This is a genomic window from Pseudidiomarina sp. (assembly GCF_048268165.1).
GTDB lineage: Bacteria > Pseudomonadota > Gammaproteobacteria > Enterobacterales > Alteromonadaceae > Pseudidiomarina.
Map to the genome: position 1 here is coordinate 57,604 of NZ_JBLWWA010000002.1, position 24,392 is coordinate 81,995.

General features: G+C 47.5%; 27 protein-coding genes. 16 read left to right on the plus strand and 11 right to left on the minus strand.

Annotated features, from left to right (window positions below; translation table 11 throughout):
• Positions 1 to 52 precede the first annotated feature (52 nt).
• The 8 genes from atpB to ACN0UY_RS06920 all read right to left on the minus strand — a co-directional run bounded on the left by atpB (position 53) and on the right by ACN0UY_RS06920 (position 7,889).
• Positions 53 to 910 carry a F0F1 ATP synthase subunit A gene (gene atpB, locus ACN0UY_RS06885; RefSeq protein WP_128352544.1) on the minus strand — a complete coding sequence of 286 codons (858 nt, stop codon included), beginning with the start codon at positions 908 to 910 and terminating at the stop codon, positions 53 to 55.
• Between the two features lie 16 nt (positions 911 to 926).
• Positions 927 to 1,322, minus strand: coding sequence for an ATP synthase subunit I (locus ACN0UY_RS06890; protein WP_417665970.1), 396 nt, complete (start codon positions 1,320 to 1,322; stop codon positions 927 to 929).
• A gap of 73 nt (positions 1,323 to 1,395) precedes the next feature.
• Entirely contained in the window at positions 1,396 to 2,298 is a 903-nt protein-coding gene (locus ACN0UY_RS06895; protein ID WP_417665971.1) for a ParB/RepB/Spo0J family partition protein, read from the minus strand.
• Between the two features lie 13 nt (positions 2,299 to 2,311).
• Entirely contained in the window at positions 2,312 to 3,109 is a 798-nt protein-coding gene (locus ACN0UY_RS06900) for a ParA family protein (RefSeq protein ID WP_417665972.1), read from the minus strand.
• A gap of 4 nt (positions 3,110 to 3,113) precedes the next feature.
• On the minus strand, positions 3,114 to 3,734 hold the full coding sequence (rsmG, locus tag ACN0UY_RS06905) for a 16S rRNA (guanine(527)-N(7))-methyltransferase RsmG (protein ID WP_417665973.1): 621 nt from the start codon (positions 3,732 to 3,734) through the stop codon (positions 3,114 to 3,116).
• A 3-nt stretch (positions 3,735 to 3,737) separates the two neighbouring features.
• Positions 3,738 to 5,639 carry a tRNA uridine-5-carboxymethylaminomethyl(34) synthesis enzyme MnmG gene (mnmG, locus tag ACN0UY_RS06910; protein ID WP_417665974.1) on the minus strand — a complete coding sequence of 634 codons (1,902 nt, stop codon included), beginning with the start codon at positions 5,637 to 5,639 and terminating at the stop codon, positions 3,738 to 3,740.
• Positions 5,640 to 6,003: 364 nt separating this feature from the next.
• Positions 6,004 to 6,453 carry a flavodoxin domain-containing protein gene (locus ACN0UY_RS06915; RefSeq protein WP_417665975.1) on the minus strand — a complete coding sequence of 150 codons (450 nt, stop codon included), beginning with the start codon at positions 6,451 to 6,453 and terminating at the stop codon, positions 6,004 to 6,006.
• A gap of 11 nt (positions 6,454 to 6,464) precedes the next feature.
• Complete coding sequence (locus ACN0UY_RS06920; protein ID WP_417665976.1) at positions 6,465 to 7,889, minus strand: diguanylate cyclase domain-containing protein; 1,425 nt, start codon at positions 7,887 to 7,889, stop codon at positions 6,465 to 6,467.
• A gap of 177 nt (positions 7,890 to 8,066) precedes the next feature.
• On the opposite strand from ACN0UY_RS06920, the gene ACN0UY_RS06925 reads away from it, so the two are divergent.
• Genes ACN0UY_RS06925 through ACN0UY_RS06945 form a run of 5 tightly spaced genes read left to right on the plus strand, consistent with a single transcriptional unit; the run spans position 8,067 to position 13,387 of the window.
• Positions 8,067 to 10,529, plus strand: coding sequence for a M1 family metallopeptidase (locus tag ACN0UY_RS06925; protein WP_417665977.1), 2,463 nt, complete (start codon positions 8,067 to 8,069; stop codon positions 10,527 to 10,529).
• 2 nt (positions 10,530 to 10,531) lie between these two features.
• The gene (locus tag ACN0UY_RS06930; RefSeq protein WP_417665978.1) at positions 10,532 to 11,020 is read left to right on the plus strand and encodes a DUF6702 family protein; all 489 of its coding nucleotides are present in this window, start codon (positions 10,532 to 10,534) and stop codon (positions 11,018 to 11,020) included.
• Between the two features lie 15 nt (positions 11,021 to 11,035).
• A complete protein-coding gene (locus tag ACN0UY_RS06935; RefSeq protein WP_417665979.1) occupies positions 11,036 to 11,497 on the plus strand; it encodes a hypothetical protein in 462 nt (153 codons plus the stop codon).
• Entirely contained in the window at positions 11,494 to 12,564 is a 1,071-nt protein-coding gene (locus ACN0UY_RS06940) for a PQQ-dependent sugar dehydrogenase (RefSeq protein WP_417665980.1), read from the plus strand. The genes ACN0UY_RS06935 and ACN0UY_RS06940 overlap by 4 nt, the downstream gene beginning before the upstream one ends.
• Positions 12,565 to 12,586: 22 nt before the next feature.
• Entirely contained in the window at positions 12,587 to 13,387 is an 801-nt protein-coding gene (locus ACN0UY_RS06945; protein WP_417665981.1) for a S1/P1 nuclease, read from the plus strand.
• Positions 13,388 to 13,391: 4 nt separating this feature from the next.
• Here ACN0UY_RS06945 and ACN0UY_RS06950 read toward each other — a convergent pair whose 3' ends face one another.
• The 3 genes from ACN0UY_RS06950 to flgA form a co-directional block, all read right to left on the minus strand.
• Positions 13,392 to 13,844, minus strand: a complete 453-nt coding sequence (locus ACN0UY_RS06950) for a flagella synthesis protein FlgN (RefSeq protein WP_417665982.1) — start codon at positions 13,842 to 13,844, stop codon at positions 13,392 to 13,394.
• Between the two features lie 6 nt (positions 13,845 to 13,850).
• A complete protein-coding gene (gene flgM / locus ACN0UY_RS06955; RefSeq protein WP_128352530.1) occupies positions 13,851 to 14,123 on the minus strand; it encodes a flagellar biosynthesis anti-sigma factor FlgM in 273 nt (90 codons plus the stop codon).
• An 88-nt stretch (positions 14,124 to 14,211) separates the two neighbouring features.
• A complete protein-coding gene (gene flgA / locus ACN0UY_RS06960; protein WP_417665983.1) occupies positions 14,212 to 14,847 on the minus strand; it encodes a flagellar basal body P-ring formation chaperone FlgA in 636 nt (211 codons plus the stop codon).
• A gap of 165 nt (positions 14,848 to 15,012) precedes the next feature.
• Between flgA and flgB the strand changes: the two genes are divergently transcribed.
• From flgB to flgL, 11 genes are read left to right on the plus strand one after another with little or no spacing between them, the layout of a single operon-like run.
• Positions 15,013 to 15,486, plus strand: a complete 474-nt coding sequence (gene flgB / locus ACN0UY_RS06965) for a flagellar basal body rod protein FlgB (RefSeq protein WP_417665984.1) — start codon at positions 15,013 to 15,015, stop codon at positions 15,484 to 15,486.
• Between the two features lie 13 nt (positions 15,487 to 15,499).
• Positions 15,500 to 15,904, plus strand: coding sequence for a flagellar basal body rod protein FlgC (gene flgC / locus ACN0UY_RS06970; protein ID WP_417665985.1), 405 nt, complete (start codon positions 15,500 to 15,502; stop codon positions 15,902 to 15,904).
• Positions 15,905 to 15,914: 10 nt separating this feature from the next.
• Complete coding sequence (locus ACN0UY_RS06975) at positions 15,915 to 16,595, plus strand: flagellar hook assembly protein FlgD (RefSeq protein ID WP_417659382.1); 681 nt, start codon at positions 15,915 to 15,917, stop codon at positions 16,593 to 16,595.
• An 11-nt stretch (positions 16,596 to 16,606) separates the two neighbouring features.
• The gene (gene flgE / locus ACN0UY_RS06980; protein ID WP_417665986.1) at positions 16,607 to 17,791 is read left to right on the plus strand and encodes a flagellar hook protein FlgE; all 1,185 of its coding nucleotides are present in this window, start codon (positions 16,607 to 16,609) and stop codon (positions 17,789 to 17,791) included.
• 18 nt (positions 17,792 to 17,809) lie between these two features.
• The gene (locus tag ACN0UY_RS06985; protein WP_417665987.1) at positions 17,810 to 18,553 is read left to right on the plus strand and encodes a flagellar basal body rod protein FlgF; all 744 of its coding nucleotides are present in this window, start codon (positions 17,810 to 17,812) and stop codon (positions 18,551 to 18,553) included.
• A gap of 15 nt (positions 18,554 to 18,568) precedes the next feature.
• On the plus strand, positions 18,569 to 19,351 hold the full coding sequence (flgG, locus tag ACN0UY_RS06990; protein WP_128352523.1) for a flagellar basal-body rod protein FlgG: 783 nt from the start codon (positions 18,569 to 18,571) through the stop codon (positions 19,349 to 19,351).
• A 17-nt stretch (positions 19,352 to 19,368) separates the two neighbouring features.
• Positions 19,369 to 20,034, plus strand: a complete 666-nt coding sequence (locus tag ACN0UY_RS06995; protein WP_417665988.1) for a flagellar basal body L-ring protein FlgH — start codon at positions 19,369 to 19,371, stop codon at positions 20,032 to 20,034.
• 16 nt (positions 20,035 to 20,050) lie between these two features.
• Entirely contained in the window at positions 20,051 to 21,163 is a 1,113-nt protein-coding gene (locus ACN0UY_RS07000) for a flagellar basal body P-ring protein FlgI (RefSeq protein ID WP_417665989.1), read from the plus strand.
• Complete coding sequence (locus ACN0UY_RS07005) at positions 21,163 to 21,483, plus strand: rod-binding protein (protein ID WP_417665990.1); 321 nt, start codon at positions 21,163 to 21,165, stop codon at positions 21,481 to 21,483. Before ACN0UY_RS07000 ends, ACN0UY_RS07005 begins: the two co-directional genes overlap by 1 nt.
• A gap of 60 nt (positions 21,484 to 21,543) precedes the next feature.
• A complete protein-coding gene (gene flgK / locus ACN0UY_RS07010) occupies positions 21,544 to 23,148 on the plus strand; it encodes a flagellar hook-associated protein FlgK (RefSeq protein ID WP_417665991.1) in 1,605 nt (534 codons plus the stop codon).
• A gap of 27 nt (positions 23,149 to 23,175) precedes the next feature.
• A complete protein-coding gene (flgL, locus tag ACN0UY_RS07015) occupies positions 23,176 to 24,372 on the plus strand; it encodes a flagellar hook-associated protein FlgL (RefSeq protein ID WP_417665992.1) in 1,197 nt (398 codons plus the stop codon).
• Positions 24,373 to 24,392 lie beyond the last annotated feature (20 nt).

Below are 24,392 nucleotides of genomic sequence, written 5' to 3' on the forward strand. Positions count from 1 at the left end.
ATAAATGTTAAGAGTTAAAAAGTAAAAATTAAAAAACAAACTAAAACAAAAATTAATGGCTTTCTGAGCTGGCCATGCTTAAGTAAACAATGGTCAGCATCATGAATACGAACGCTTGCAGCACAATAACCAGTATGTGGAATACCGCCCACACAAAGTGCAGTGGTAACTGCATCAAGCCAATTGCGCCAATTAGGATGAAAATCATTTCACCGGCGTACAAGTTACCGAACAAACGCAGCGCCAGTGAAAATGGCTTCGCAACCAAGGCGATAGTTTCGAGTAACAAGTTAAACGGTATCAGGAGAACCTGAACAAGCTTGTTGTTCGCGCTAAATGGGTGCAGGGTCAATTCTTTGATGAATCCAACCACACCTTTAATACGAATAGAATAACCAATCATCAGTAAGAACACGCCCAGCGCTAATGCAGCAGTCATGTTTACGTCTGTGGTTGGCACTATCTTCATGTACACATCGTGTGAATCCATACCGAAGAAGGTTGCGCCTGCCCAGCCTGCAAATGCAGGTAAGAAGTCAACCGGTACTAAGTCCATCAAGTTCATCAGGAATACCCAAACGAAGATGGTCAGTGCCAGTGGAGCAATAAGTTTGCTTTTGCCATGGAAGGTGTCGCGCACGTTGCTTGCAACGAGCTCGATGATCATTTCGATAAAGCATTGGAATTTACCCGGTACACCGGTATCTGCTTTTTTCGCCGCGGAGCGGAAGATCATTAAAAACAGGATGCCAAGTCCGATCGACCAAGCCAGTGTGTCAATGTGCCATGTCCAGAACCCTGCTTCACTACACGCTTTATTGAAGGCGATACCATTTTCGGTAGAGCACATCTTGGCGTTGGTTAAGTGGTGCTGGATATGACCTTGGAGCGTTAACTCTTCTGCAGCCATGTTGTTTCCCACAATTTTAAGTTGATTTTAAAAATAAAATTGGTGCTAGCCATTGCACAAACAAGGCTGTGATGTAACCGCTAACAACCGCGCTATGCGGGAGCGTTGTGAACACCAACAGGCCAATGAGCAAGGCCACAGCGAAGCTTATTTTCAGAGCTTCACCAGCAAAAAAGTTACTGACGATTTGTTTCGCCGCACGGGCACCACCTTGTGCAAAGGCGCGCCACGCAAAAAGTGCTGTTGGAATCATCACGGCCATTCCGCCGCCAACAACACCCCAAAAATATGTATATCCAGCAATAGGTTGTACCAACGAGAACACGCATGCCAATAAAAATATGGCGCCTGCCTGCGCGCGAATTAACTTCGCTGCGAGTTGTTTTCCATTTGCTGTTAGCGTTTTATTCACAGGCTAAAAACCTCGGTTAAAAGCCCGCGATAGTATAAAGATTTGGCGTTTAATTGCAAACAAATTGGGATGGTTAGCTGTCCTGCTCTAGCTGGAAGTGGGTAAGAATGCCATCGAGCTCGTCTAAACTGCTGTAATTGATGACAACTTTACCTTTTCCTTTGCGACCGTGATTGATTGCAACGGCTGCGCCAAGGCGTTCGCTTAAACGGGTTTCAAGCCGCTGAATATCTGCATCAGGCTGCGGTTTTTCAGGTTTTTCTTTGGAAGGTTCTAAGGCTAAACGCACAAGTTTTTCAGCTTCACGCACGGTCATGCCTTTGGCCGCGATCTGCCGCGCAATCTCAGCTTGAGGTTCACCTTCTAGGGCAAGCAATAATTTGGCGTGACCAAGCTCTATGTCACCGCGTTCTAACAAAGTTTTCGTTTCTGGTTGTAAATTATTTAAGCGCAGCAAGTTAGTAACTGTTGCGCGTGATTTACCTACCGCATCAGCTACTTCTTGGTGGGTTAGTTGAAACTCCGTAAGCAACCGCTGCAAGGCTGTCGCTTCTTCCATTGCGTTTAAGTCTTCGCGTTGTATGTTCTCGATTAACGCTATGGCAACCGCTGCTTCATCAGGTACTTGCTTTATTAAGCAAGGAACTTCGCTTAAACGAGCCATTTGCGATGCTCGCCAACGGCGTTCACCGGCAATAATTTCGTATTTTTCGTGGCCAACTTCGCGCACAACAATAGGTTGAATAATACCCTGAGCTTTTATTGATGCGGCTAAATCTTCTAAAGCTTCAGCTGTCATGTCTTTACGAGGCTGATATTTACCCGGCTGCAACCACTCAATAGGCAGCTTTTGCAGCTCACCCTTCGTGTAATCAACGGCTGGTGTGTCGTCATGCTGTTCTTTATCGCGAGCTGTTTTGCTCGTAGTCAGTAACGCGTCTAAACCGCGTCCAAGTCCTCGTTTTTTGGCAGACATAAAGCGTTTTTCCTTAAGCTTCAGCCGCTGCTTCGGCTTTTTTTAGTTGTTCAGCACGGCGGATTAATTCACCAGCAAGAGCTAGATAAGCTTTCGCGCCAGAAGATGATTTATCATAATACATGGCTGGCGAACCAAAGCTAGGCGCTTCAGCTAAGCGCACGTTACGTGGAATGACTGTACGGTATACTTTTTCGCCAAAATGATTTTTTAATTGTTCGGAAACATCATTCGCCAGGCGATTGCGCGGATCATACATTGTTCTCAGTATGCCTTCGATTGCTAAGCGCGGGTTTACTGCGTCCGCAAGCCGTTCAATTGTATCCATAAGCGCAGTAAGCCCTTCCAATGCAAAGTATTCACATTGCATGGGTACCAATACGGAGTCTGCTGCAGCCATCGCATTAACCGTTAACATACTTAGCGAAGGCGGACAGTCTATGAAAATAAAGTCGTACTGATCAACAACTGGCTTTAATGCTGTTGCCAGACGTTGCTCACGCGCGAATTCTTCCATCAGTTTTATATCTGCTGCGGTGGTATCACCGTTTGCAGCAACAAGATGATATTTACCACTGGTTTCGCGAATAATGACTTCTTCAATCGGTTTTTGCTCAACCAATAGCTCATAAGCAGTGTTCTCAACGTCGTATTTATCAACGCCGCTGCCCATGGTCGCGTTACCTTGCGGATCTAAATCAATTAATAATACCTTTCGACGCGTGGCAGCCATGGATGCAGCTAAATTCACCGCCGTGGTGGTTTTACCCACGCCGCCTTTTTGGTTTGCAACCGCAATGATTCTGCCCACAGGACTAACCTCTCGTTGTTATAATCACCAAATGACGCTCGCCATCGGCCTCGGGAACCTGTAATCGAATTATTTCTTCAGCACTAAACTGCGCCGACAAATCAGCCAGTTCAGCTTCAGGATAAACGCCTTTGAGCGCATAAAACTTACCCTGACTATTTGGTAAATGCTGACACCAAGTCAGCATATCATTAAGCGAAGCAAAGGCTCTACTTATCACACCATCAAATTTTATGTCAGGTTGATAATCTTCTACACGACTTTGCACAGCTGTTACATTCTTAAGCTTCAACTCATGGCAAATTTGACGAATAAAACGGATCCGTTTACCCAAACTATCCAATAATACAAATTCTTTATCTGGCGCAGCAATGGCTAGCGGTAAGCCCGGTAATCCTGGGCCCGTGCCAACATCAATAAAACGTTGCCCCTGCAAATGGGGCAATACAACAAGGCTATCCATGATGTGGCGACTTAACATTAACTGAGGATCACGCACTGACGTCAAATTATACGCTTTGTTCCATTTATGCAGTTGTTCAACCAACACCACTAATTTTTGTTGCTGATCGTCACTTAATGAAAGCGTGGTTTGTGCGAGTAATTTTTTTAATTGTGCCAGCATGAGTTACGCGCTTTTACGCAGTAGTCCTTGTTTTTTTAAGTGAACCAACAACATTGAAATAGCAGCTGGTGTAATTCCAGAGATACGTGACGCTTTGCCGACTGTTTCGGGTTGATGTTGATTTAACTTCGCCACCACCTCGTTTGACAAGCCTTTTATGCTCGCATAGTTAAAGTCTAGCGGCAATTTGGTATTTTCATGACGTTGTTGCTTCGCTATTTCATCTTGTTGACGTGAAATATAGCCCGCATATTTTGTTTGAATTTCAACTTGCTCGGCCGCAATTTTATCTGTTAAGCCAGGCCCTATACTTTCGATGGTCATCAGGTCAGCATAAGTAATTTCTGGGCGGCGTAATAACTCTTCACCATTCACTTCGCGAGTAATTGGCGTTTTAACCAGTTCGTTAACTTGCGCAACTGCAGGGTGATCTTTATGGATCCAGGTACTGCGAAGACGCTGTTGCTCTTGCGCTATAGCTTCCATTTTTATATTAAATGCAGCCCAACGAGCATCGTCAACCAAACCAAGCTCACGGCCTTTTTCTGTTAAACGCATGTCGGCATTGTCTTCACGCAACAAAAGGCGATATTCGGCACGGGAGGTGAACATACGGTAAGGCTCTTTGGTGCCTAAAGTGCTTAAGTCATCAATCAATACACCCATATAGGATTGATCACGACGTGGCGCCCAACCTTCTTTGTCTTGAACCTGACGTGCAGCATTCAAACCTGCAACTAAACCTTGCGCACCAGCTTCTTCGTAACCGGTGGTACCGTTTATTTGGCCAGCAAAAAATAAACCGTGAATGTATTTTGTTTCCAAGGTTTGTTTTAAATCACGCGGATCAAAATAGTCATACTCGATGGCATAACCAGGCCGTGTAATGTGTGCATTTTCAAAGCCTTTTATGGAACGTACCAATTCAACTTGCACGTCAAACGGTAAGCTTGTTGAAATACCATTTGGATAAAGTTCGTTGGTGTTAAGCCCTTCCGGTTCAACAAAAATCTGATGCGAATTTTTGTCACTGAAGCGCATGACTTTGTCTTCAATTGACGGGCAGTAACGTGGGCCAATACCTTCAATCACGCCAGAGTACATGGGCGAACGATCTAAACCGCCATGAATAATTTCGTGGGTTTTTTCATTGGTGTGGGTAATGAAACACGAAATTTGTTGTGGGTGATCGGCTTGTGATCCCATAAACGAAAAAATAGGTGTTGGTTGATCACCCGGTTGCTCTTGCATGACACTGAAGTCGACAGTTTTCGCATCAATGCGCGGGGGTGTTCCGGTTTTTAAACGATCAACACGTAACGGCAATTCACGCAGCCGCTTCGCTAAATTGTTAGCTGGAGGATCGCCTGCTCGACCACCTTGGTAATTATTAAGCCCAATGTGTATCTGCCCACCAAGGAATGTACCAACGGTTAACACAACCGTTTTCGCAGAGAATTTAAGGCCCATTTGGGTGACAACACCAACCACGCGATCGTGTTCAACAATTAAGTCGTCACAGGCTTGTTGGAACAAACTTAAATTGGGCTGATTTTCTAACGTATGACGAATCGCTGCTTTGTAAAGTGCGCGATCAGCTTGTGCCCGTGTTGCTCGAACAGCTGGCCCTTTTGATGAATTCAGTGTACGAAATTGTATGCCAGCTTTATCTGCAGCAATAGCCATTGCTCCGCCTAAGGCGTCAATTTCTTTAACTAAATGGCCTTTACCAATCCCACCAATTGCAGGGTTACACGACATTTGCCCGAGGGTGTCGATATTGTGCGTAAGCAATAGGGTATTAGAACCCATGCGTGCTGCGGCAAGGGCTGCTTCGGTACCTGCGTGTCCACCACCAATGACGATGACGTCGTAATGCTGGTGGTAAGAATTGGTATTTGGCATACAGTGCGTATCCTAGAATTCAAATTCTGTGTGAATGTAAAACGTAGCCGGATATTTTAACCTGAATTGGCTCAGATCAAAACGGTTAAATTCTAGTCTTGAGTTCTTTAAGGATCTAATCATTTAATTAAGATCTTTCTTTTGATCTTTTATTACTATTCTTATTAGCTTTGACATTTCTGTGGATAACCAAGCGTAGGTTAGATTCAGCGTGGATCACAACGATCTGTAAAGATGTGATCAGAGCATGATCCTTCCGGTGATCAAACGGTGGATAACTGGGTCACTTATACACAGGTGTAGTTATACACAGATTTACTAAGTGGGTATGTACAGGTTAGATCGCTACTTATTCAATCTTTATTCACAATGATTTAATGAAAGATTGTAACCATGTTGATGATTTTTCATCCGGATCATCTTGTGACATGTCAATTTCAAGGTGTGTGATCAGGCGTTTTGCACCCAAAATAGCTAACATTGCATCGCAATCACGACCTGCGGAACAAAAGGTGTCGTAACAACTATCACCCACTGCTATAACACCATATTTTAAGGTCGATAAATTTGGCTTATGGGTGTGTAATTCTTCGGCAAAATCCAGCATTGAGTCGGCATAATCGCCAGCACCGTGGCTTGCGACACAACATAACCAGATAGAATTATCGGTTAGTGATTCCATTAAATCAGAATAGTCGGGCTCGTAATGCATTGTGGTGGTAAAACCTGCTTGTTGCAGTTCGTTAGCAAGTTGGTCAGCCAAATATTCAGTGTTGCCAGACGTGGTAGCAACTAGGATGTTGATAGTTTGCATGATGAATTCTCTTAGCTTATCGCAATAACTTTATTGCGGCCTTGGTGCTTAGCATTTTGCATTGCGCGGTTCGCGCGTTCCAGACTTTGTTCAAAAGACTCACCAAATTGTACGTGCACCACACCAAAGCTGCCACGAATTGGCAAAATTAAATCATCAAATTGTAATACGGGTAGTTGATGGCGAAGCTCGTCAGCGCGTTCAATGGCGCTATCTAAATCTAAATTCGGCATAAATATAACAAAGTTGTCGTGTTCGCAGCGACAGAGAATTTCACTATCACGCATTTCGTTTTGCATGATCTTTGATGATTCACGAAGTACTTGATCACCAACACTGTAGCCATAGTCGGTATTGATGCGCGAAAAATTATCGATATTGTACAGAGCAATGCAGTGACTCTGATTAGGGCGCGATGATTTAACGACTTGCTCCACTAATGTTTTGAATAACCAGCGGGTAGGCAGTTGCGTCAGCGTATCGAGCATGGCGAGTTCTTTAAGCGTATTATTTTGCTGAACGAGTGCCGGAACAGCGACTGCAAAATATGAAGTAGCCGCAGTTATGTAAAGCGCAAACTGGTAAGTTATTGCTTGATCGGTTACATCGAAAATGCCGACGCCAAAGGCGATCAAAGCGGTAATGACCAGTAGGCTTGTGGACGCGTAAGCTGTGCGTTCGGTAAACACGATCCATACTTGTGGAATACTCACAAAGAACACGAAATAGGCTACGCCCGGATGATCGATGGCTCTATCGAGCAATAAAATGCCAATAATTGTAAGCAGCGCGACGACTAATTTACCGATAAATTGTTTCTTGGAATGGCGCATGCCGCGATCGTGGTCATAGAATACGTCTATCCAAGGCACCTTATAGGTGCTTAATTTGGGTAAAAACAAACACAAAAACGGCACCAGCACCATCACGCCAACCAAATCGCCAAGCCACCAAGCGAACCAACCATCTTTTACAATGTTGGTATAATTTTCAGTTGCGAACTCCCACACCAAAAGACCACAAAATGCTGCAAGAGCGGCAGACAATGCATAAATAACAAGCAAACCAACAATTTTAGTTGGAATATTTTTTTGTACAAAATGGCTTAACCAGTGGCGAGTGGCTAAACCGCCTAAGCCATAGGAGACCGAATGTGCCAGTGAAAACAAAAGTGATGTCGCTAAAAGGGTTGGGTCAAACCCTTTTTCAAAAAACGCTGAAAAATTAAAAGACTCTACCCAAATAGCAAGAAAAATAGGGATAAAAGCGCGCTTTCCGAAAACCAGAAAGGCGGCCATCGATACGCCAGCGGGCAGATACCACAAGCTGATGAACTCGGAGTAAGCAAGAATTGCTGAAGCATGAAATGCCCCAAGCCAGAGGAAAAAAATAAGTATATATGCGCTTTTTCGCAAAAGATTTATTCTCCCTTTCAAATCACAGCTTAAAAGCCTTAATAATTGGATTCTTGCATTAATATTGTATCTTTTACAAGTCAGCCGGTTGGGGGCTGAAAGCGACCAATGGTTATTTTTCGCGTTCAGTGTAATGGTCGCGTGGTTTAGAACTTGTTAAAGTAACGCGATGTGCGCACATATAAAGAGATAAAAACTATGAAAAAGACGATGTTTTGGCTCACCGCCGGGGTGATAGCCACGTTTAATATTTCAGTTGTAGACGCTTCTGTTGTTTCCCAAACCAAAGGAAATTTTGTTGATAAATTTCGTCAGTTAGATGAAGTGTTACCAACGGCCAACGTATACCGCAGTGCAGCCGGCGAGCCAGGCGAGCAATACTGGCAACAGCAAGCTGATTACAACATTAAAGTACGTTTAGATGAAGATAAACGCCGCATTGATGCGGAAGAAACCATTCAATATCACAACAACTCACCATATACACTGAAATATATATGGATTCAGTTGGACCAAAATATTTTCCGTTCAGACTCCATTGCTGAACGAACTGCCACATTCAATAGTAAACCGGACCAAAACTTAGGTGGTGTTGATAAGCCAGCCCGAATCAGCTTAAACCAACTACGCCGTGACCAGTTTATGGCGGATAACGAACTTGGTTTTAGCATTGATAAGGTTGCCGATGGCCGTGGCCGTGGGCTTGAATTTGTGGTGGTTGGAACCAACATGCGTGTTGATTTACCAACCCCACTGAAGCCGGGACAGAAAACCGAGCTTGCCATTGATTTCGGCTTCAACATAGTAGAAGAAGATGCAGTTGGTGCGCGTTCAGGCTATGAGCATTTTGCCGATGATGCCCGCGAAGGCGGTAATGATATCTTCTTGCTCGCACAGTGGTACCCGCGTGTTGCTGCGTTTACAGATTATGAAGCTTGGACCAATAAAGAGTTTCTAGGCCGCGGTGAATTTACTCAAGAATTTGGTAATTTTAGCGTTGAAATCGACGTTCCTGCCGATCACATTGTTTCGTCCACGGGTGTATTAACCAATGAACGTTCAGTGCTGACGCCAACGCAACGTGAGCGCCTTGAAAAATCGAAAAAATCAGACAAGCCTGTGTTCGTAGTTACGCCAGAAGAAGCGCTAGAGAACGAGAAAGAAGGCACTGACAAACGCAAAGTATGGAAGTTTGAAGCTGAAAATGTTCGCGACTTCGCATGGGCTTCGTCACGCAAATTCATATGGGACGCGCAAGGCTACCAGCAAGGTGGCGACGTGCAGCCGTTAGTTATGGCCATGTCGTTTTATCCGAAAGAAGGCGGTGAGCTGTGGGAAAAATATTCGACCGAGTCGGTTATTCATACCATGGAAGTATATTCGCGCTTCTCATTTGACTATCCATACCCTACGTCACAGTCCGTTAATGGTCCTGTGGGCGGCATGGAATACCCAATGATCACGTTTAATGGGCCGCGTACTATTTTACAAGATGACGGTAGCCGCACGTATTCGTTGTCTGAAAAGCGCTTTTTGATCGGCGTTGTTATTCATGAAATTGGGCATATCTATTTCCCAATGGTTGTGAATTCAGATGAGCGCCAATGGACGTGGATGGACGAAGGCTTAAATAGCTTTTTAGACGGTGTTGCCGGACGTGAATGGGATCCGAGTATTCCGTGGGGTGTTGAGCCGCGTTCAATTGTTGATTACATGAAATCGACCAACCAAGTACCTATCATGACGCAGTCTGATAGTGTGCTGAACTTAGGCCCCAATGCTTATACCAAACCGGCGGCAGCGTTAAATATTCTGCGAGAAGTTATTCTAGGGCGCGAGTTGTTTGACTTTGCGTTTAAAGAATACGCCCAGCGTTGGGCCTTTAAACGTCCAACTCCAGCGGACTTTTTCCGTACTATGGAAGAAGCTTCAGGGGTTGATCTCGATTGGTTCTGGCGCGGATGGTTCTACTCAACCGATCACGTTGATATCAGCTTAGATCGCGTTTATAAGTTACGCCTTGATACCAAAGACCCAGATATTGACTGGGAACGTCGTCGTCAAGAAGAAGCGGACAAACCAACGTCTTACTTTGTTCAGCGTAATGAAGCCGAGGGTCGTAAAACGTGGGTTGAAATGAACCCAGAGATTCGCGATTACCATGATGAAAATGATCGTTTCACGGTAACGAACAAACAACGCAATGCGTACCAAAGCTTCCTTGATAAACTTGAGCCGTGGGAACGTCGCGTGTTTGATCGTGCTATTGCTGAAGACAAAAATTATTACGTGCTTGATTTCAACAACCTTGGCGGTTTAGTGATGCCTATCTTGTTGCAAGTAACCTATACCGACGGCACCCAAGAAGATTTGCATATCCCGGCGGAAATTTGGCGTCGTAATGCCAAGTCTGTGAGCAAATTGATTGTTACGGATAAAGAAGTCTCTGAATTTGCGGTTGACCCGAATTGGGAAACCGCGGATGTTGATATTGAAAACAACTTCTATCCGCGTCGTATCATGCCATCGCGCATTGAAGCGTTTAAGTGGCAGCGTACGCACGATCATGTGTCACGTGACTTGATGCAAGATGCAAAAACCAAGTTGAAATCTGACGATGACAACGAAGAAGAGAATAAAGAAGATAACCAGGAGCAGTAAAAATGCGACAGTTGTTCATTGCATTGCTGCTAATTGTGGGGGTGAGCGCAGCTAGCGCTCACCAACTTCGTACAGCTAGTACCACCGTGTTGTTCAACGAGCGCACCGGCAATATAGAAGTGGCGCATCGCTTTTTTCTACATGATGCAGAGCACGCGGTAAAACAGCTGTTCGACAAAAAGGCAGATATTCATCAGCTCGAAAGTTCGCGTTCGCAATTTAGCGCGTATGTGCAGAAGCATTTTCAGCTGGAAAGTTTGAACGAAAAGCCGTTGCCTCTTAAAGAGGTTGGCTACGAAATTGATGGAACTAATTTTTGGGTCTACCAAGAAACACCAATCGTTGAAGGGTTGGCTGGGCTGCGAATTCGTAACAACGCTTTGCAAGATATTTGGCGCAGTCAGCAAAATTTGGTTAATGTTGAAGGTAATGGACCTATACAAAGCGTTACCTTTACCGTTCAAGACGAGTGGCTTGAGGTACGCTTCTAATTCTGGAGGCAGCCTATGGCTCGCGTGTTAATCGCGTTTTTGACAGCAATCATTGGTGCCGCGTTAGTTGGCACCGTGATTCAAACTCAGTTTAATTTAAGTGAGCTCACAGCGTTGTCGGTTGTCATTGATATGCCAACCCGCATGAATACCATTCTTCACGATTTACTTCATTTTGGGCCACTGTTTGCGCTCATACTTACCCCGACCTTGTTCCTAGCATTTATAATTGCAGCGCTTGTCGCGAAAAAGCTACCAAGCCTAGAGCGTTGGCTGTTTATTGTTGGTGGCGGCGTGGCGCTGGCACTAGCATTTGTGGTTGTGGACAGTTTGGCGCCAATGCCAACACTAATAGCTGCCAATCGTAGCCCGTTTGGCTTCGCTTTAATGAGTATTACTGGCGCGTTTGCCGGCTGGATTTTTGATCGCCTGTGGCACCCTCAGCCGCGGGAGCTTGCTGAGGAGTTGATGCAATGAAACGGGCGCTTAAATTTTTACTGTGTATAGCTCTGTATGGCGTTTGTGCTGTTGCGTATAGCGCTGAAACGCGAGTCATTGCTCAGAAGCTTAACTTTCCTTGGTCTGTGGCTGAGCTACCGGAAGGCGGGTATTTAGTGACAGAGCGCGGTGGCAAGCTTGTTCATGTTGCCGAAAATGGCACCAAGCAAGCGGTGACATTGAGCATTCCGGATTTGTACGCTGAAGCCCAAGCCGGATTGTTTGAAGTGCTATTGAGCCCTGATTTTTTGCGTTCACGCGAATTGGTTATCAGTTATTCGTGCGGCACCAAGCACGCTAATAACACCTGTGTAATTCGTGGAGCGCTGTCGTTGCAGCCGCCGTATAGCGTGATTGATACGCAGAATATATTTACTGCGTTACCGAAAAAGGACGGCGCCGCTCATTATGGTGGTCGCATGACGTGGCTTGGGGATGGCACCTTGTTGGTGGGGCTTGGCGATGGTTTTGTGTATCGCGAGCAAGCACAGTTGTTAGATTCCCACCTTGGTAAGATTGTCCGCATAACACGTTCTGGCGCTACACCAGAAGATAACCCGTATACGCATACTAAAGCCCCGCAAATTTTTAGTTATGGTCACCGCAATGTGCAAGGATTGATTTATGATAAAGATCGCGACGCCATTTGGCAGCATGAACACGGTCCGCGTGGTGGCGACGAACTAAATCGTATTGAGAAAGGGGCTAACTACGGGTGGCCGATTGTGACCTATGGCATCGATTATACCGGGGCAAAAGTTTCGCCTTTTACTGATCTGCCTGGGGTTAAAACGCCGCTGTACCAATGGACACCGTCTTTAGCGCCTGCGGGGTTGGCGTTGTATGAGGGTGATCTTCTGATCGCACACTTAGCCGGAAAACGTTTACAACGGCTTCGGTTAATAGCTAATGAGTGGCAATTAGAAGGCGACTACTTGGCGGATTTAAATCAACGAATACGCGCTGTCTACGTTGGCCCCTCGGGCCGAGTGTTGGTTTTAACAGACAGCAATGAAGGTCAATTACTTGAAGTGATATTTGAGTAAAACTTATAGGTTAGGGGCGTATATGAAATCATTTTTGCTAGGGCTGTTTCTGCTTTTAGCTGGTTTAACAACGATGCTTTGGCCTACTACGACAAAGGCATATGGCGGAACCGGGCACGCAGCTTTTTGTGAAGCAGCATATCAATTCGCTGCGCCTGCCACCCAAGATAAAATTGATGCGATGGTTGTGCAGCATCCTGACTACGATAGTTTTGGTGCGCTGTGCAGTTGGGCCGACCACATTAAAAGTGACGACAAATGGGACTGGGCCAAACCTCACCATTATGTGAATTTCCCGCATGAGCGCGCCAAAGTCACGGCTGAGGACTGCCCCGTGCAAGGCGGCTGCATACTGAGCGCGATTCAGCATCATTACGATGTGTTAAAGCACAACCCAACTGATTGGATAGCATTGGCCTTTTTGGCGCATTTTATTGGTGACTTGCATCAACCTCTGCATGTTAGCTTTGCCGACGACCTTGGCGGTAACCGAGCGCCAGTGGTGTATTTTGACCAGCCGACCAATTTGCACCGACTGTGGGATACCGACATGTTGGTGCAGCGCGGCGGTGACAGTGGTGTGCAGCAGGCAGAACAGCTCGTGCGCGGTGTTGTATCGCTGTCGCCACTAACGGTAACACCAGAACAAACCTTGAGTTGGGCCAATGAGTCGGCCGCAATTACCCGCCGAATTTATTCGCAGTACCGCGAGAATCAGGAACTTGGTGAAGACTATACGGCACAATGGGGACCCGTATTAGAACAACGTATACAACAAGGAGCACAGCGCTTAGCGGCAGTGCTTGACGGGCTGTATAAATAACAGCTTAGGCTTTTGAATTTATTCGTTGCGGGGTTTTTACCTGAGAGCCTTCGGCGTCGTACATGGCGGTGCCGCCTGCAGCGTCACGTAAAATGTTCAGCATCTGCTGATTGTGGTGCAGGCGATGCTGAATCAGTTCGCCATTTAACGTGTTGAGTTGCGCGAGGCGTTGGGTGCGGTCTAACAGCTCTAGCCAGACAGCTTCACAGCCCGCTTGCTTTGCCGCAGCGCGTGCACCGGCTGCGCTATCATCGAACCCAAGTTTAACTTGAGCCGCACGTCGTTTTGTTTCACTGGCTTCAATGTGTGTTTGTAATTGTTGTTTTTTAACCGCGAGCTGCTGCAGTTTGTCGCCGTCAATTTGGCCATCGCCCAGCAGCCGTTGTTCTTGATCTAGCAACGTGTGCAGTTCGCTCAATCGTTCAGTTTGTTCGGTCAGGTGTTGGAGTAAACTCATATGCCGTTATAAACCGTCGGTTAAACTTTTCAGTAACGCCTCTGCAATGTTGTCAGTATTCATGTTCAATTTACCATCACGAATCGCTTCACGAAGTTCTTCAACCCGCGCGCTGTTTATATCCTGACTAGCATCTTGTGGCAGTTGACTTAAATGGGTCACCACGTCTGCTTGATTTGCTGCACCTGCTTTTGCGCCGTCTGATTTTTGAGTCGCTTGCGAACGACTGGAGTCAGACTGGGTGACGCTGCTAGGTGGTTGATAACCGTTAATTTTCACGGGAAATTCCTCGCATTCTATGACTGTGCTAATTGATTTATCGGCACCAGCAGAAAAATCTTTAAGTTTATTTGCGTAAATCTAACACTTACTGCGCCGGCTTTGCGCGACCTGCCGCAATAATTTCAACCCGTAACAATTGTCGATTATTTAATCGTACACGAATTATATCACCAATCGCACCAGTATCCATTGCTTCGCCCGTGCGGTTTATTTGAAAGCCCTCGCCATGAACTTCAATCACCAAGGTATCCCCGTAGTTAACTAAAGTGGGTTTGACCAATAAATTTTCTTGCAAAACCGAGCGAGCGTTCAAACCGCGGCGTAACTGAGAGCCCTCTACCCGCGCAATATTCTCAGGGGTAGCCAACAACGCATGCCGCGGCAAACCTTGCAAATCACCCGTCATTGCCACAACGTCATTGCGGGTCAGCAGTTGTTGCGCGGATAAGTCGTGTGCTGCAACAAGGTATTCGCCAGTTGCAGAAACATCAATTTGAACATAGTGGTCGGCACCAGTTTGAGCACAGTGCAAGCGCACCATCATGCGCCCAGACAAGCGTTGCGGGGGGCGATTGAACCGTGCGGTAACCCGGGCGCACTGGTCTAGCTCTGCCAGCGCAGCCGTCGGGGTTAAAACAGTTACCGTATGAGATGTTGTGGTGGGTGGTAGTTGTTGTGCAACAAAGGCATTCAGTGTCTGTTGCCAATTTGATTGAGCCACAACAGAACCTGACGCAACGATGCCTATCAAGGCGATGGCTACACTTAGAAAAAGCCTGCTGTATTTGCTTGCTGTTATGTTTAGCACTCGCTAACCCCCTCAAACCATTGGTTGAATTATAGCCACCATAGAAAAATCCTATCGTCAGAATTGGGGCTAAAAAACATGCTTTTTCGTCGCTTTGTATTTACAGAAGTGCGCGTACTCTGCAACGTGAACAGGAGGGTCTGCACCATGATCGACAAATTAAGTAATGCGTTGCAGTTTCAACAGCAGGCGCTAGCACTGCGGCAGCAGCGTCAAGAAACGCTCGCGGGTAATATTGCAAACGCCGATACACCGAATTACAAGGCGCGCGACTTTGATTTCGCAGCTGAATTAAAACGTGCCACCGCGCATCAAGGCGGGCCAGTGAAGTTAGCAGCAACACATGCAGGGCATATGCAGCTAAATAGCTCGGCCAATGCGGTTGATATGCAATACCGCACGCCCGCACAAAACCGCTTAGATGGAAACACGGTCGATATGGACATGGAACGCACGCAGTTTTTGAATAACTCGTTGCGTTATCAGGCAGACATTCAATTTTTGGATGACAAAATAACCGGCTTACGTAAAGCCATGCAGCCAGAACAATAACAGGAGCTAGCTGATGGCTAACTTTTCAATTTTAGACATTTCAGGTTCAGCCCTAAGCGCGCAGTCGCAGCGCATGAATGTGGCTGCCAGCAATATGGCGAATGCGAATAGCGTGGCTGGGCCAGACGGTCAGCCTTATAAAGCGAAGCAAGTTATTTTTGAACAGCAAATGCAAGCCAATGGCGTGGGTGGCGTCAAGGTGCAACAAGTGGTTGAGTCTGAAGCGCCGGCACGACGTGAGTATTCTCCTGGGCACCCGCTTGCGGATGAACAAGGGTATATCACTATGCCTAACGTTGACCCTGTAGCTGAGATGGTAAATATGATTTCAGCTTCGCGTTCATATCAAGCCAACGTGGAAGTAATGAACACCAGTAAAGATTTGCTTATGCGTACGCTCAGCATCGGCAAAGGCTAAGGGGTAGCAGATGAATACAATTGATACCGCAGTATTGAACCAAACCAACCAAGCCGGAGCTAATCAAAAAATAGCTTCGGGTAGCCAAGAGATGCGTGACAACTTTATGACCCTGTTGGTCACGCAGTTGCGCAATCAAGATCCATTGAATCCAATGGAAAACAACGAAATGACGTCGCAGCTGGCACAAATCAATACCGTTAGCGGCATTGAGTCGTTGAACGACACCATGCAAACCATCAATGGGCAAATGGAAGCGGCAAAAACCATGCAAGCTTCAGCGCTTATTGGGCGCGCAGTTCTAGTGCCTGGAGAGCGCATTCTGGTGGGCAATGAAGGCGTAGGTGACGCCACGCCATTTGGCATGGAGCTTAGCGCACCGGCCGAAAGCGTGAAAGTAAACATCTATAACACGAGCGGCATGTTAGTGCGGCGTATGGATCTCGGTGCCGTTGGCAGCGGGCCACAACAATTCAGTTGGGACGGTGTTATGGAAGATGGCAGCCAAGCACCAGCTGGCGCCTACAATTTTTCCATTGAAGCAACCAATGGTGACGATGTTGTCACAGCAGAGCGCTTCAATTATGCACAGGTAATCGCGGTTAGTATGGGTCACGATGACGGCCCTCGCTTGGATTTAGGCGGTATTTTAGAGCCCGTTCGTCTTGAAGACATTCGGCAGATTATTTAAGGAGCTCAATCATGGGTTTTTCACAAGCACTATCAGGTTTACGCGCAGCAGCGACCAATCTTGACGTTATTAGTAATAACATTGCGAACTCACAAATTGTCGGCTTCAAAAGCGCTCGGGCGCAGTTTGCTGATATTTATGCCAATGCACAGGTTGGTTTGGGTACGCGGGTAGCCGGTGTTTTTCAAGATTTTAGTGACGGCAACATTGAAACAACGAACCGCTCAATGGACTTGGCAATTTCTGGCAAAGGCTTTTTTCGCTTTGAACAGCAAGGACAGGTTCAGTACTCACGCAATGGTCAATTGAGCATTGATAAGAGTGGTTATATTGTCAACGCGCAAGGCGCCCAGTTAACAGGTTACCCGCAAGCCGCTGGCTTCGGTGGTCAGCCGGAAGTGTTGCGCGTGCCAGCCGCTGGCTTGGCAGCCAATGCATCAACCGGAATTACTGGGGTGTTTAATTTAGACACCAGCACAGGCGTTGTTGATCGCGCAACAGTTCCGTTTGATCAAGCCGACGCTGACAGTTACTCGTATGCAAACTCAGTTACTCTCTTTGATTCACTCGGTAACCCGCACCCAAGCATGATGTATTTCACCAAAACCGCTGATAACCAGTGGGAAGTACGAATGTCTCGCGGTAATGAATTAGCGCCGGAAGTGGGGCAACTTGATTTTGACAACAATGGTTTGTTGGTCACTCAAACTAATATGGATGCGTTCTCGTTTGTACCGGGTGAAGGTGCTGCGAATATGTCGATTGGCTTGGATGTAACCGGTACGACCCAGTTTGCCAACCAATTTGAATTAACGGCAATGGAGCAAGACGGTTACGTATCGGGCACTTTGATGCAGGTTGCCGTAGCGGAAAACGGCGAAGTGGTTGGCACTTATTCCAATGAACAACAGGTGGTATTGGGCACTATCGCATTAGCTAACTTCCAGAGCTTGGAAGGTTTAAAGCCAGTTGGTGATAACGCATGGATAGAGTCGAAGAAGTCTGGCGTACCAATATTATCGCGCCCAGGTGAAGGTCAGTTTGGTTCGATCATGGCCGGTGCAGTTGAAGCTTCAAACGTAGACTTAACTCAAGAGCTGGTGGCAATGATTATTGCGCAACGTAATTACCAAGCTAACGCGCAAAGCATCAAGTCACAAGATGAAGCATTGCAAACCACCATGCAGCTGAAATAGGCATAACGGGGCTTTAGTATGGACGCCATTTTATACACGGCAATGAATGGGGCGCGGCAGACGCTAGATGAGCAGTCTGTGGTGACCAACAACTTGAGCAATGCATCCACCACCGGATTTCGTGCCCAGCTTGCTGCGGCACGGGCTGTTCCAGTGAATGGGCCCGGAGTGCATGCAACGCGTGTTGCGGCCGTAACCACTACGGGCCTGTTTGATACCACCGGCGGCGCAATTCAGACCACCGAACGCGACCTGGATGTAGCATTGGATCAAAACAACTGGTTGGCGGTGCAGACCCCAGGCGGCGAAGCCTACACCAAACGCGGCGATTTACAGCTTGATGCAGATGGCCGACTAATGGTGAATGGCATGCCGGTGCTGGGTGATGGCGGACCCATATTATTGCCGCTTGGCACGCAAGTTAGCATTGGTAACGATGGCACGGTTAGCGGTATTGGTATGGGTGGTGATGCGAATGAATTAGTGCCACTTGACCGAATCAAAATGGTGCGTGTTGATCAGCCCAATCAATTGCAACGCGGTGAAGACGGTTGGTTTCGCTCACCCGTAGGCGCAGCTTTGGCGCGTGATGAGAATGCCCAATTAGTTTCGGGCGCACTGGAAGGCAGCAATGTGAATACCATTGAGGCCATGGTGGCGATGATTGATACGCAGCGCCGTTACGACTTGAATATGAGTGTCATTTCAAAAGCCGATGAGACCGCACAAAGCGCGAACAGCTTGCTCTCTGTAAGAGGCTAACCGGAGATATAACCCATGATTAAATCATTATGGACTGCAAAAACAGGTTTGACTGCGCAACAGCAGCAGCTGGATGTGATAACCAACAACTTGGCGAACGTGAATACCTCCGGGTTTAAACGTTCGCGCGCGGTGTTTGAAGACCTTTTATACCAGAACATGCGTCAACCTGGAGCCATGAATAACGCGCAAGACACACTGCCTTCTGGCTTACAAGTTGGTACTGGTGTTCGCGCTGTGGCAACAGAACGTTTGCATTCGCAAGGCAGCTTAAACAACACAGAGAACTCGCGTGATTTAGCGATTAGTGGCAAAGGCTATTTTCAGGTGTTGATGCCTGATGGCGCGGTTGCCTATACCCGTGACGGCAGCTTTCAGGTGAACCAAGACGGCCAGCTGGTTACAGCAAATGGCTTTCCGCTTGAGCCGGCTATATTTTTACCCGCCAACGCAATGAGCGTTACGGTTGGACAGGACGGTATTGTTACCGTAACCCAGCCCGGGAACACCCAAAATAACCAAGTTGGGCAGATTACGCTTGCAATGTTTATGAACGATGCAGGTTTGGAAGCGCGTGGTGGCAACTTATATGTTGAAACGCAAGCTTCAGGTGCACCAACTGAGTCGCTGCCGGGCATGAATGGCGCAGGCACTCTGTTTCAAGGCTTTGTTGAAGCCTCGAACGTGAACGTGGTGGAAGAAATGGTGAACATGATTCAAACCCAGCGCGCTTATGAAATTAATAGCCGCGCGGTTTCAAGTGCCGATGAAATGCTGGCGCGTTTGAGTCAATTATAACAACAGTAGGTGATGTGATGCGGCGCTTACTTTCAGCGGCAGTTTCGGTTTTTGTTCTCGCTGCGTGCAGCAGCTCACCGCCACCACCTGTGGTCGTTGAGCCCTACACGGCAATAGATATTCCTGAATATCAACAAGCTGAAGCCAATGGCGCAATTTTTCAGGCGCACCACGGGTATATCCCGCTGTTTGAAGACCAACGCCCGCGTCGGGCTGGCGATATTATTACCATCGTTTTAGAAGAACAGGTGAGTGCCACAAAAAATTCTTCTTCGCAATCGTCGCGCGCGAGCAATATGGGTCTTGATTTAGAGGGCCTGCCCGATGCCTTGCAAGAGTTAGCGGAATACGGTTTTACGGTAGGCAGCGCGAATGATTTTTCTGGAACTGGCGGCTCAAGTGCGTCCAATCAATTTTCAGGCATCGTTACAGTGCAAGTGGTGCAAGTGCTGCCGAATGGCAATTTGCGCGTGCGCGGCGAGAAACAAGTAGCCATTAATCAAGGCACCGAGTACATCCGTTTTTCTGGTGTGGTTAACCCGCGCAGTATCAACGGTCAAAACAGTGTGATGTCGACGGCCGTGGCCGAAGCGCGCTTAGAGTACATTGGTGACGGCTACATTAATGATGCGCAGAAACAAGGTTGGTTACAACGTTTCTTCAACTACGTAGCACCATTTTAATTAGAGGTTTGTGAATATGTTGCGAGCAATTATTACGCTACTTTTTATCGCCAGCACAGCCCTAAGTGCTGGGTTAGCGCCCGCGCATGCGGAGCGTATTAAAGACCTCGCTGATTTTGCCGGAGTGCGCAGCAACAGTTTAGTTGGTTATGGTTTGGTGGTGGGGCTTGATGGTAGCGGTGACCAAACCATGCAGGCGCCGTTTACTGGGCAAAGTATGACCAACATGTTGGCGCAACTGGGTGTGACCATTCCGCCAGGCACCAATATGCAGTTACGCAACGTGGCAGCGGTCATGGTCACTGCAACATTGCCAGCATTTGCACGCCCGGGACAAGAGTTAGATGTGGTTGTTTCATCCATGGGTAATGCGCGCAGCTTGCGCGGCGGTACGCTTTTGATGACGCCACTTAAAGGTGCCGATGGCCAAGTGTATGCTCTTGCACAGGGCAATTTATTGATCAATGGCGCCAGTGCAGAGTCGCAGGGTTCGTCGGCGGCTATTAACCAACAAGCCGGTGGACGCATTAGTGGTGGTGCAACCGTTGAGCGCAGTGTCGCTTTGGATTTAGGTCGCACCGCCGGGATACTGCAACTGAACTTAAGAGAGGCGGACTTCACCACCGCTTTAAACATGGTGAACCGCATTAATAACGAATTTGGTTATGCCGTAGCACAGCCGCTTGATGGCGGCAGCATTCAGCTGCAAAGCCCAACCGATACCGGTGAGCGTGTGCGATTTATGGCGCGGGTAGAGAATATTGATGTAACGCCAGCGGCTGCAAGTCCACGGGTGGTTTTAAATTCGCGAACAGGATCGGTTGTGCTAAGTGGGCCTGTTACTTTACGCCAAGCGGCGGTAGCGCACGGTAATTTATCAGTAACTATTGATCGTCGCCCGTTTGTCAGCCAGCCGCCAGCATTAAGCGGTGGTGATACGGTGGTGGGTGAAACCACAGATATTAATATCACCCAGGAAAAGGGTGCACTGCAGATGGTTGAAGGGGTGGAATTAATGGAAGTGGTGCAAGCTTTAAATAGCTTAGGTGCCACGCCTAGTGACTTGATGGCGATACTGCAAGCGTTGCAAGCGTCAGGTGCATTACGTGCTGAATTGGAGATTATCTAATGAGTTCTATTTTACCCAGCAACACCCTTGCACTCGACACCCAACAGCTCAGTAAGCTCAAAACCCAAAGTCAGCAGCAGCCCGAACAAGCCGCTGCGGAGGCTGCTCGTCAGTTTGAAGCGTTATTCATTCAACAAATGATGAAAACCATGCGCCAAGCAGGTGGCGAATCGGAAATGTTTAACAGCAATGCCATGAAAACCTATACCGAAATGTTTGATCAGCAAATGTCTACCGAGATGGCCGGCAAAGGCATTGGTTTAGCGCAACAATTGCTGCATGAGCTGCAGCAAACACCAGCGGGCATAAAAACTAAGTAAAGGCGTTAAGTATTTGCCGCAGTTGCCGATAACCTTCGGTAACATCAGAAGGGAACAAGCATGAGTATTTTCTCCATTGGTTTAAGTGGGTTGCGCGCGGCGCAATCTGGGTTGTACACCACCAGTGCAAACATCAGTAACGTTAACACGCCGGGCTATAACCGTGAGCTATTGCAGTTGAGCGAAAATCGCTCCTATGGTGTGTCAGTCGACGGCTCTGAACGTCAGTTCAATCAGTTTGTCGCAACGCGACTGAATGCAGCCAGTGGTTCGCTTGCCTCGCTTGATACCTATTACAGCCAAGTTCGTCAAATTGATAACTTGCTCTCGGATGAGCGCTCTGGGCTTGCGCCAGTGATGCAAAAATTCTTCAGCGCGCTTGGTCAAATGAACAGCAATCCGGCTGACCCATCAGCGCGAGCTGGTGTGCTTGGTACCGCCACGACTTTGGCCAGTCAATTTCAGTCGTTCGATAACTACCTTGAAGACATCGAGCGCAGCGTCAATGCGGAAATGAAGTTCGAAGTGGACTCGGTCAATGCGTTAACGGGCCAAATCAGCTCGCTAAATCGTGAAATTTTGATTGCCCGATCAGGCACCGGTGACGCGCCAAACAGTTTATTAAACCAACGCGATAAGCTTGTGCATGAATTATCACAGCGCATTGATGTGCGTGTGCACGAGCAAAAATCTGGGTCGTATACCATTTCATTAAACAATGGTTCGCCGCTGGTTTCTGGTGACACCGCCTACACGTTAGAAGCTCGTACCGACAACAGCGACCCGACCCGCACGGCTGTCTTTTACAATGATGTGGCCGGTAATCAGCTGCAGTTGAAAGATAACGTATTTACCCGAGGCAGCTTGGGCGGTTTGATTGAGTTTCGTGGTAAAAGCCTCGACACCATGCGTAATCAGCTGGGGCAGATGGTTGCCGTGTTTGCGGATGCGTTTAATACGCAGCATCAACAAGGTACTGACTTAAATCAGAACCCAGGCCAAGCGGTTTTCTCAACTGGCGCCCCAATAGCTTACAGCAACGCCGATAATGGCGGTGATGGTGCAGCGAACGTACAAATCACCGATAGCACAGCACTGCTGGCTTCAGATTTTGAGATTCGCATGACGGGCACCGGCTATGAAGTGACGCGCTTGGACAACGGCAAGCCGGTTGCAGCAAACTTTGACGGTGCGACCAATACACTGACCTTTAACGGGCTTTCCGTTGAAATGACCGGTACAGCGCAGCAAGGGGATAGCTTCCGTGTGCGGCCGTTGGTGAATCAAGCGCAGAATTTTGAAATGCTGCTTACCGAAGGTTCGCAATTAGCGGCAGCACAGTCTAATGCTAGTGGTGATAACCGTAACGGTTTAGCCCTACTGGACTTGCAGAACCAGTTATTGGTTGAAGGGCGTGGCACCTTTAATCAGGCTTATGGAACGATGGTGAGTACCTTGGGTAACCAAATTAATGTGGTGCAGGCCAACTTGGCGGCCCAGCAAGGGCTTACGGAACAGCTGGACGCGCTGCAGCAGTCGGAATCTGGGGTTAACCTAGATGAAGAAGCGGCAAATTTGATTCGGTTTCAACAATATTACCAAGCCAATGCGAAAGTGATTGAGACGGGCTCGACCATTCTCGATACCATTTTGCAGCTGCGCTAAGCGCACAACAAGCGCCGGAGTTATACCATGCGAATTAGCACGTTAACCATGTACAACCAGAATGTCTCTTCCATGAACCGCCAACAAGGCGAGTTTATGAAAATAGGCCAGCAAATCGCGAGCGGTAAGCGCATTGTGAACATTTCTGATGATCCGCAAGCGATGACCCAAGCAATTAATATTGGGCAGTCCAAAGCTGTTTCGAGTCAGTTTGGTGAGGCGCGTGTTGGAGTAAGAAATGCGCTTTCGCAGGAAGAAAGCGTGCTAAATAGTGTGAATGATATGTATTCGCGTGCGCGCACGCTGATGATTCAGGCATCAAGCGATACGTTGTCGGATCCAGATCGTGCCTCAGTAGCAAGCGAGTTGCGCGGATTGTATGAATCTTTGATTGGCTTGGCAAATACTCGTGATGGTAACGGGCGTTATTTGTTTGGTGGTTATCAAGATGATACGGCGCCATTTGTACGAGACGTGAATGGTCAGGTTAATTTTGTCGGTAACCCGAACGTGCGTGAGCAGCAAATAGACGGTGAACGTCGTATGGAAATAGGCCATTCGGGCAATGATATCTTCCGCTCAGTGCACAGCAGCGCAACCTACATGGCCGATGCGGGCATGAACAATCAAGGTTCCATGCAATTTAAGGGTATCAACATTGTTGACCCCAATGATCCAGCGTTTGGCCAAGCCTTTGATCTCGATTTCGCTGATAATGCGGGTCAAATGCAGTACCGCGTTAATGGCGGTGCCTGGGTGGATTACAATGACCCAACTACGGTTGCGTTGGGGGGTGTTGAAGTTGAAATAGCGGGGCAGCCTGTTACCGGTGACACACTGCGCGTTGCGCGTGGGCAAGACAGCAATACGGATATGTTCCGTTCATTTGAGAAAGCACTGGCCGTGCTAGATAACCCAGCTGACACCGAAGCAAAGCGCACGTTACGTACGAATACATTACGTACCGTGATGCGGGAGTTTGATAATGGTATGGACAACGTGTTGACGACGCGCGCCGAAGTGGGTGCACGCCTTAACGAATTGGATGCGTTGGACACCATTGGTGGTAATCGCATGCTGGCGTATGAACAAACATTGTCAGACTTAGTCGATCTGGATTACGTGGAAGCTGCATCACAATACAGCGTGCGTATGGTTGGTTTGCAAGCGGCGCAAAAAGCGTTTGTCGACATGAAAGACCTAAGTCTGTTTAACTTCTTATAGAACGCGTGTAGTTGGAGCCT

Bases quoted from the DNA above. Each gene is read 5' to 3' on its own strand.
- ACN0UY_RS06985 (WP_417665987.1), top strand. From the start codon at position 17,810: ATGGACGCCATTTTATACACGGCAATGAATGGGGCGCGGCAGACGCTA.
- ACN0UY_RS06945 (WP_417665981.1), top strand. From the start codon at position 12,587: ATGAAATCATTTTTGCTAGGGCTGTTTCTGCTTTTAGCTGGTTTAACA.
- ACN0UY_RS06935 (WP_417665979.1), top strand. From the start codon at position 11,036: ATGGCTCGCGTGTTAATCGCGTTTTTGACAGCAATCATTGGTGCCGCG.
- atpB (WP_128352544.1), bottom strand. From the start codon at position 910: ATGGCTGCAGAAGAGTTAACGCTCCAAGGTCATATCCAGCACCACTTA.
- ACN0UY_RS06895 (WP_417665971.1), bottom strand. From the start codon at position 2,298: ATGTCTGCCAAAAAACGAGGACTTGGACGCGGTTTAGACGCGTTACTG.
- ACN0UY_RS06995 (WP_417665988.1), top strand. From the start codon at position 19,369: ATGCGGCGCTTACTTTCAGCGGCAGTTTCGGTTTTTGTTCTCGCTGCG.
- ACN0UY_RS06925 (WP_417665977.1), top strand. From the start codon at position 8,067: ATGAAAAAGACGATGTTTTGGCTCACCGCCGGGGTGATAGCCACGTTT.
- ACN0UY_RS07000 (WP_417665989.1), top strand. From the start codon at position 20,051: ATGTTGCGAGCAATTATTACGCTACTTTTTATCGCCAGCACAGCCCTA.
- mnmG (WP_417665974.1), bottom strand. From the start codon at position 5,639: ATGCCAAATACCAATTCTTACCACCAGCATTACGACGTCATCGTCATT.
- flgL (WP_417665992.1), top strand. From the start codon at position 23,176: ATGCGAATTAGCACGTTAACCATGTACAACCAGAATGTCTCTTCCATG.
- ACN0UY_RS06930 (WP_417665978.1), top strand. From the start codon at position 10,532: ATGCGACAGTTGTTCATTGCATTGCTGCTAATTGTGGGGGTGAGCGCA.
- ACN0UY_RS06950 (WP_417665982.1), bottom strand. From the start codon at position 13,844: ATGAGTTTACTCCAACACCTGACCGAACAAACTGAACGATTGAGCGAA.
- flgG (WP_128352523.1), top strand. From the start codon at position 18,569: ATGATTAAATCATTATGGACTGCAAAAACAGGTTTGACTGCGCAACAG.
- flgC (WP_417665985.1), top strand. From the start codon at position 15,500: ATGGCTAACTTTTCAATTTTAGACATTTCAGGTTCAGCCCTAAGCGCG.
- ACN0UY_RS06940 (WP_417665980.1), top strand. From the start codon at position 11,494: ATGAAACGGGCGCTTAAATTTTTACTGTGTATAGCTCTGTATGGCGTT.
- flgB (WP_417665984.1), top strand. From the start codon at position 15,013: ATGCTTTTTCGTCGCTTTGTATTTACAGAAGTGCGCGTACTCTGCAAC.
- ACN0UY_RS06975 (WP_417659382.1), top strand. From the start codon at position 15,915: ATGAATACAATTGATACCGCAGTATTGAACCAAACCAACCAAGCCGGA.
- rsmG (WP_417665973.1), bottom strand. From the start codon at position 3,734: ATGCTGGCACAATTAAAAAAATTACTCGCACAAACCACGCTTTCATTA.
- flgK (WP_417665991.1), top strand. From the start codon at position 21,544: ATGAGTATTTTCTCCATTGGTTTAAGTGGGTTGCGCGCGGCGCAATCT.
- flgE (WP_417665986.1), top strand. From the start codon at position 16,607: ATGGGTTTTTCACAAGCACTATCAGGTTTACGCGCAGCAGCGACCAAT.
- ACN0UY_RS07005 (WP_417665990.1), top strand. From the start codon at position 21,163: ATGAGTTCTATTTTACCCAGCAACACCCTTGCACTCGACACCCAACAG.
- ACN0UY_RS06915 (WP_417665975.1), bottom strand. From the start codon at position 6,453: ATGCAAACTATCAACATCCTAGTTGCTACCACGTCTGGCAACACTGAA.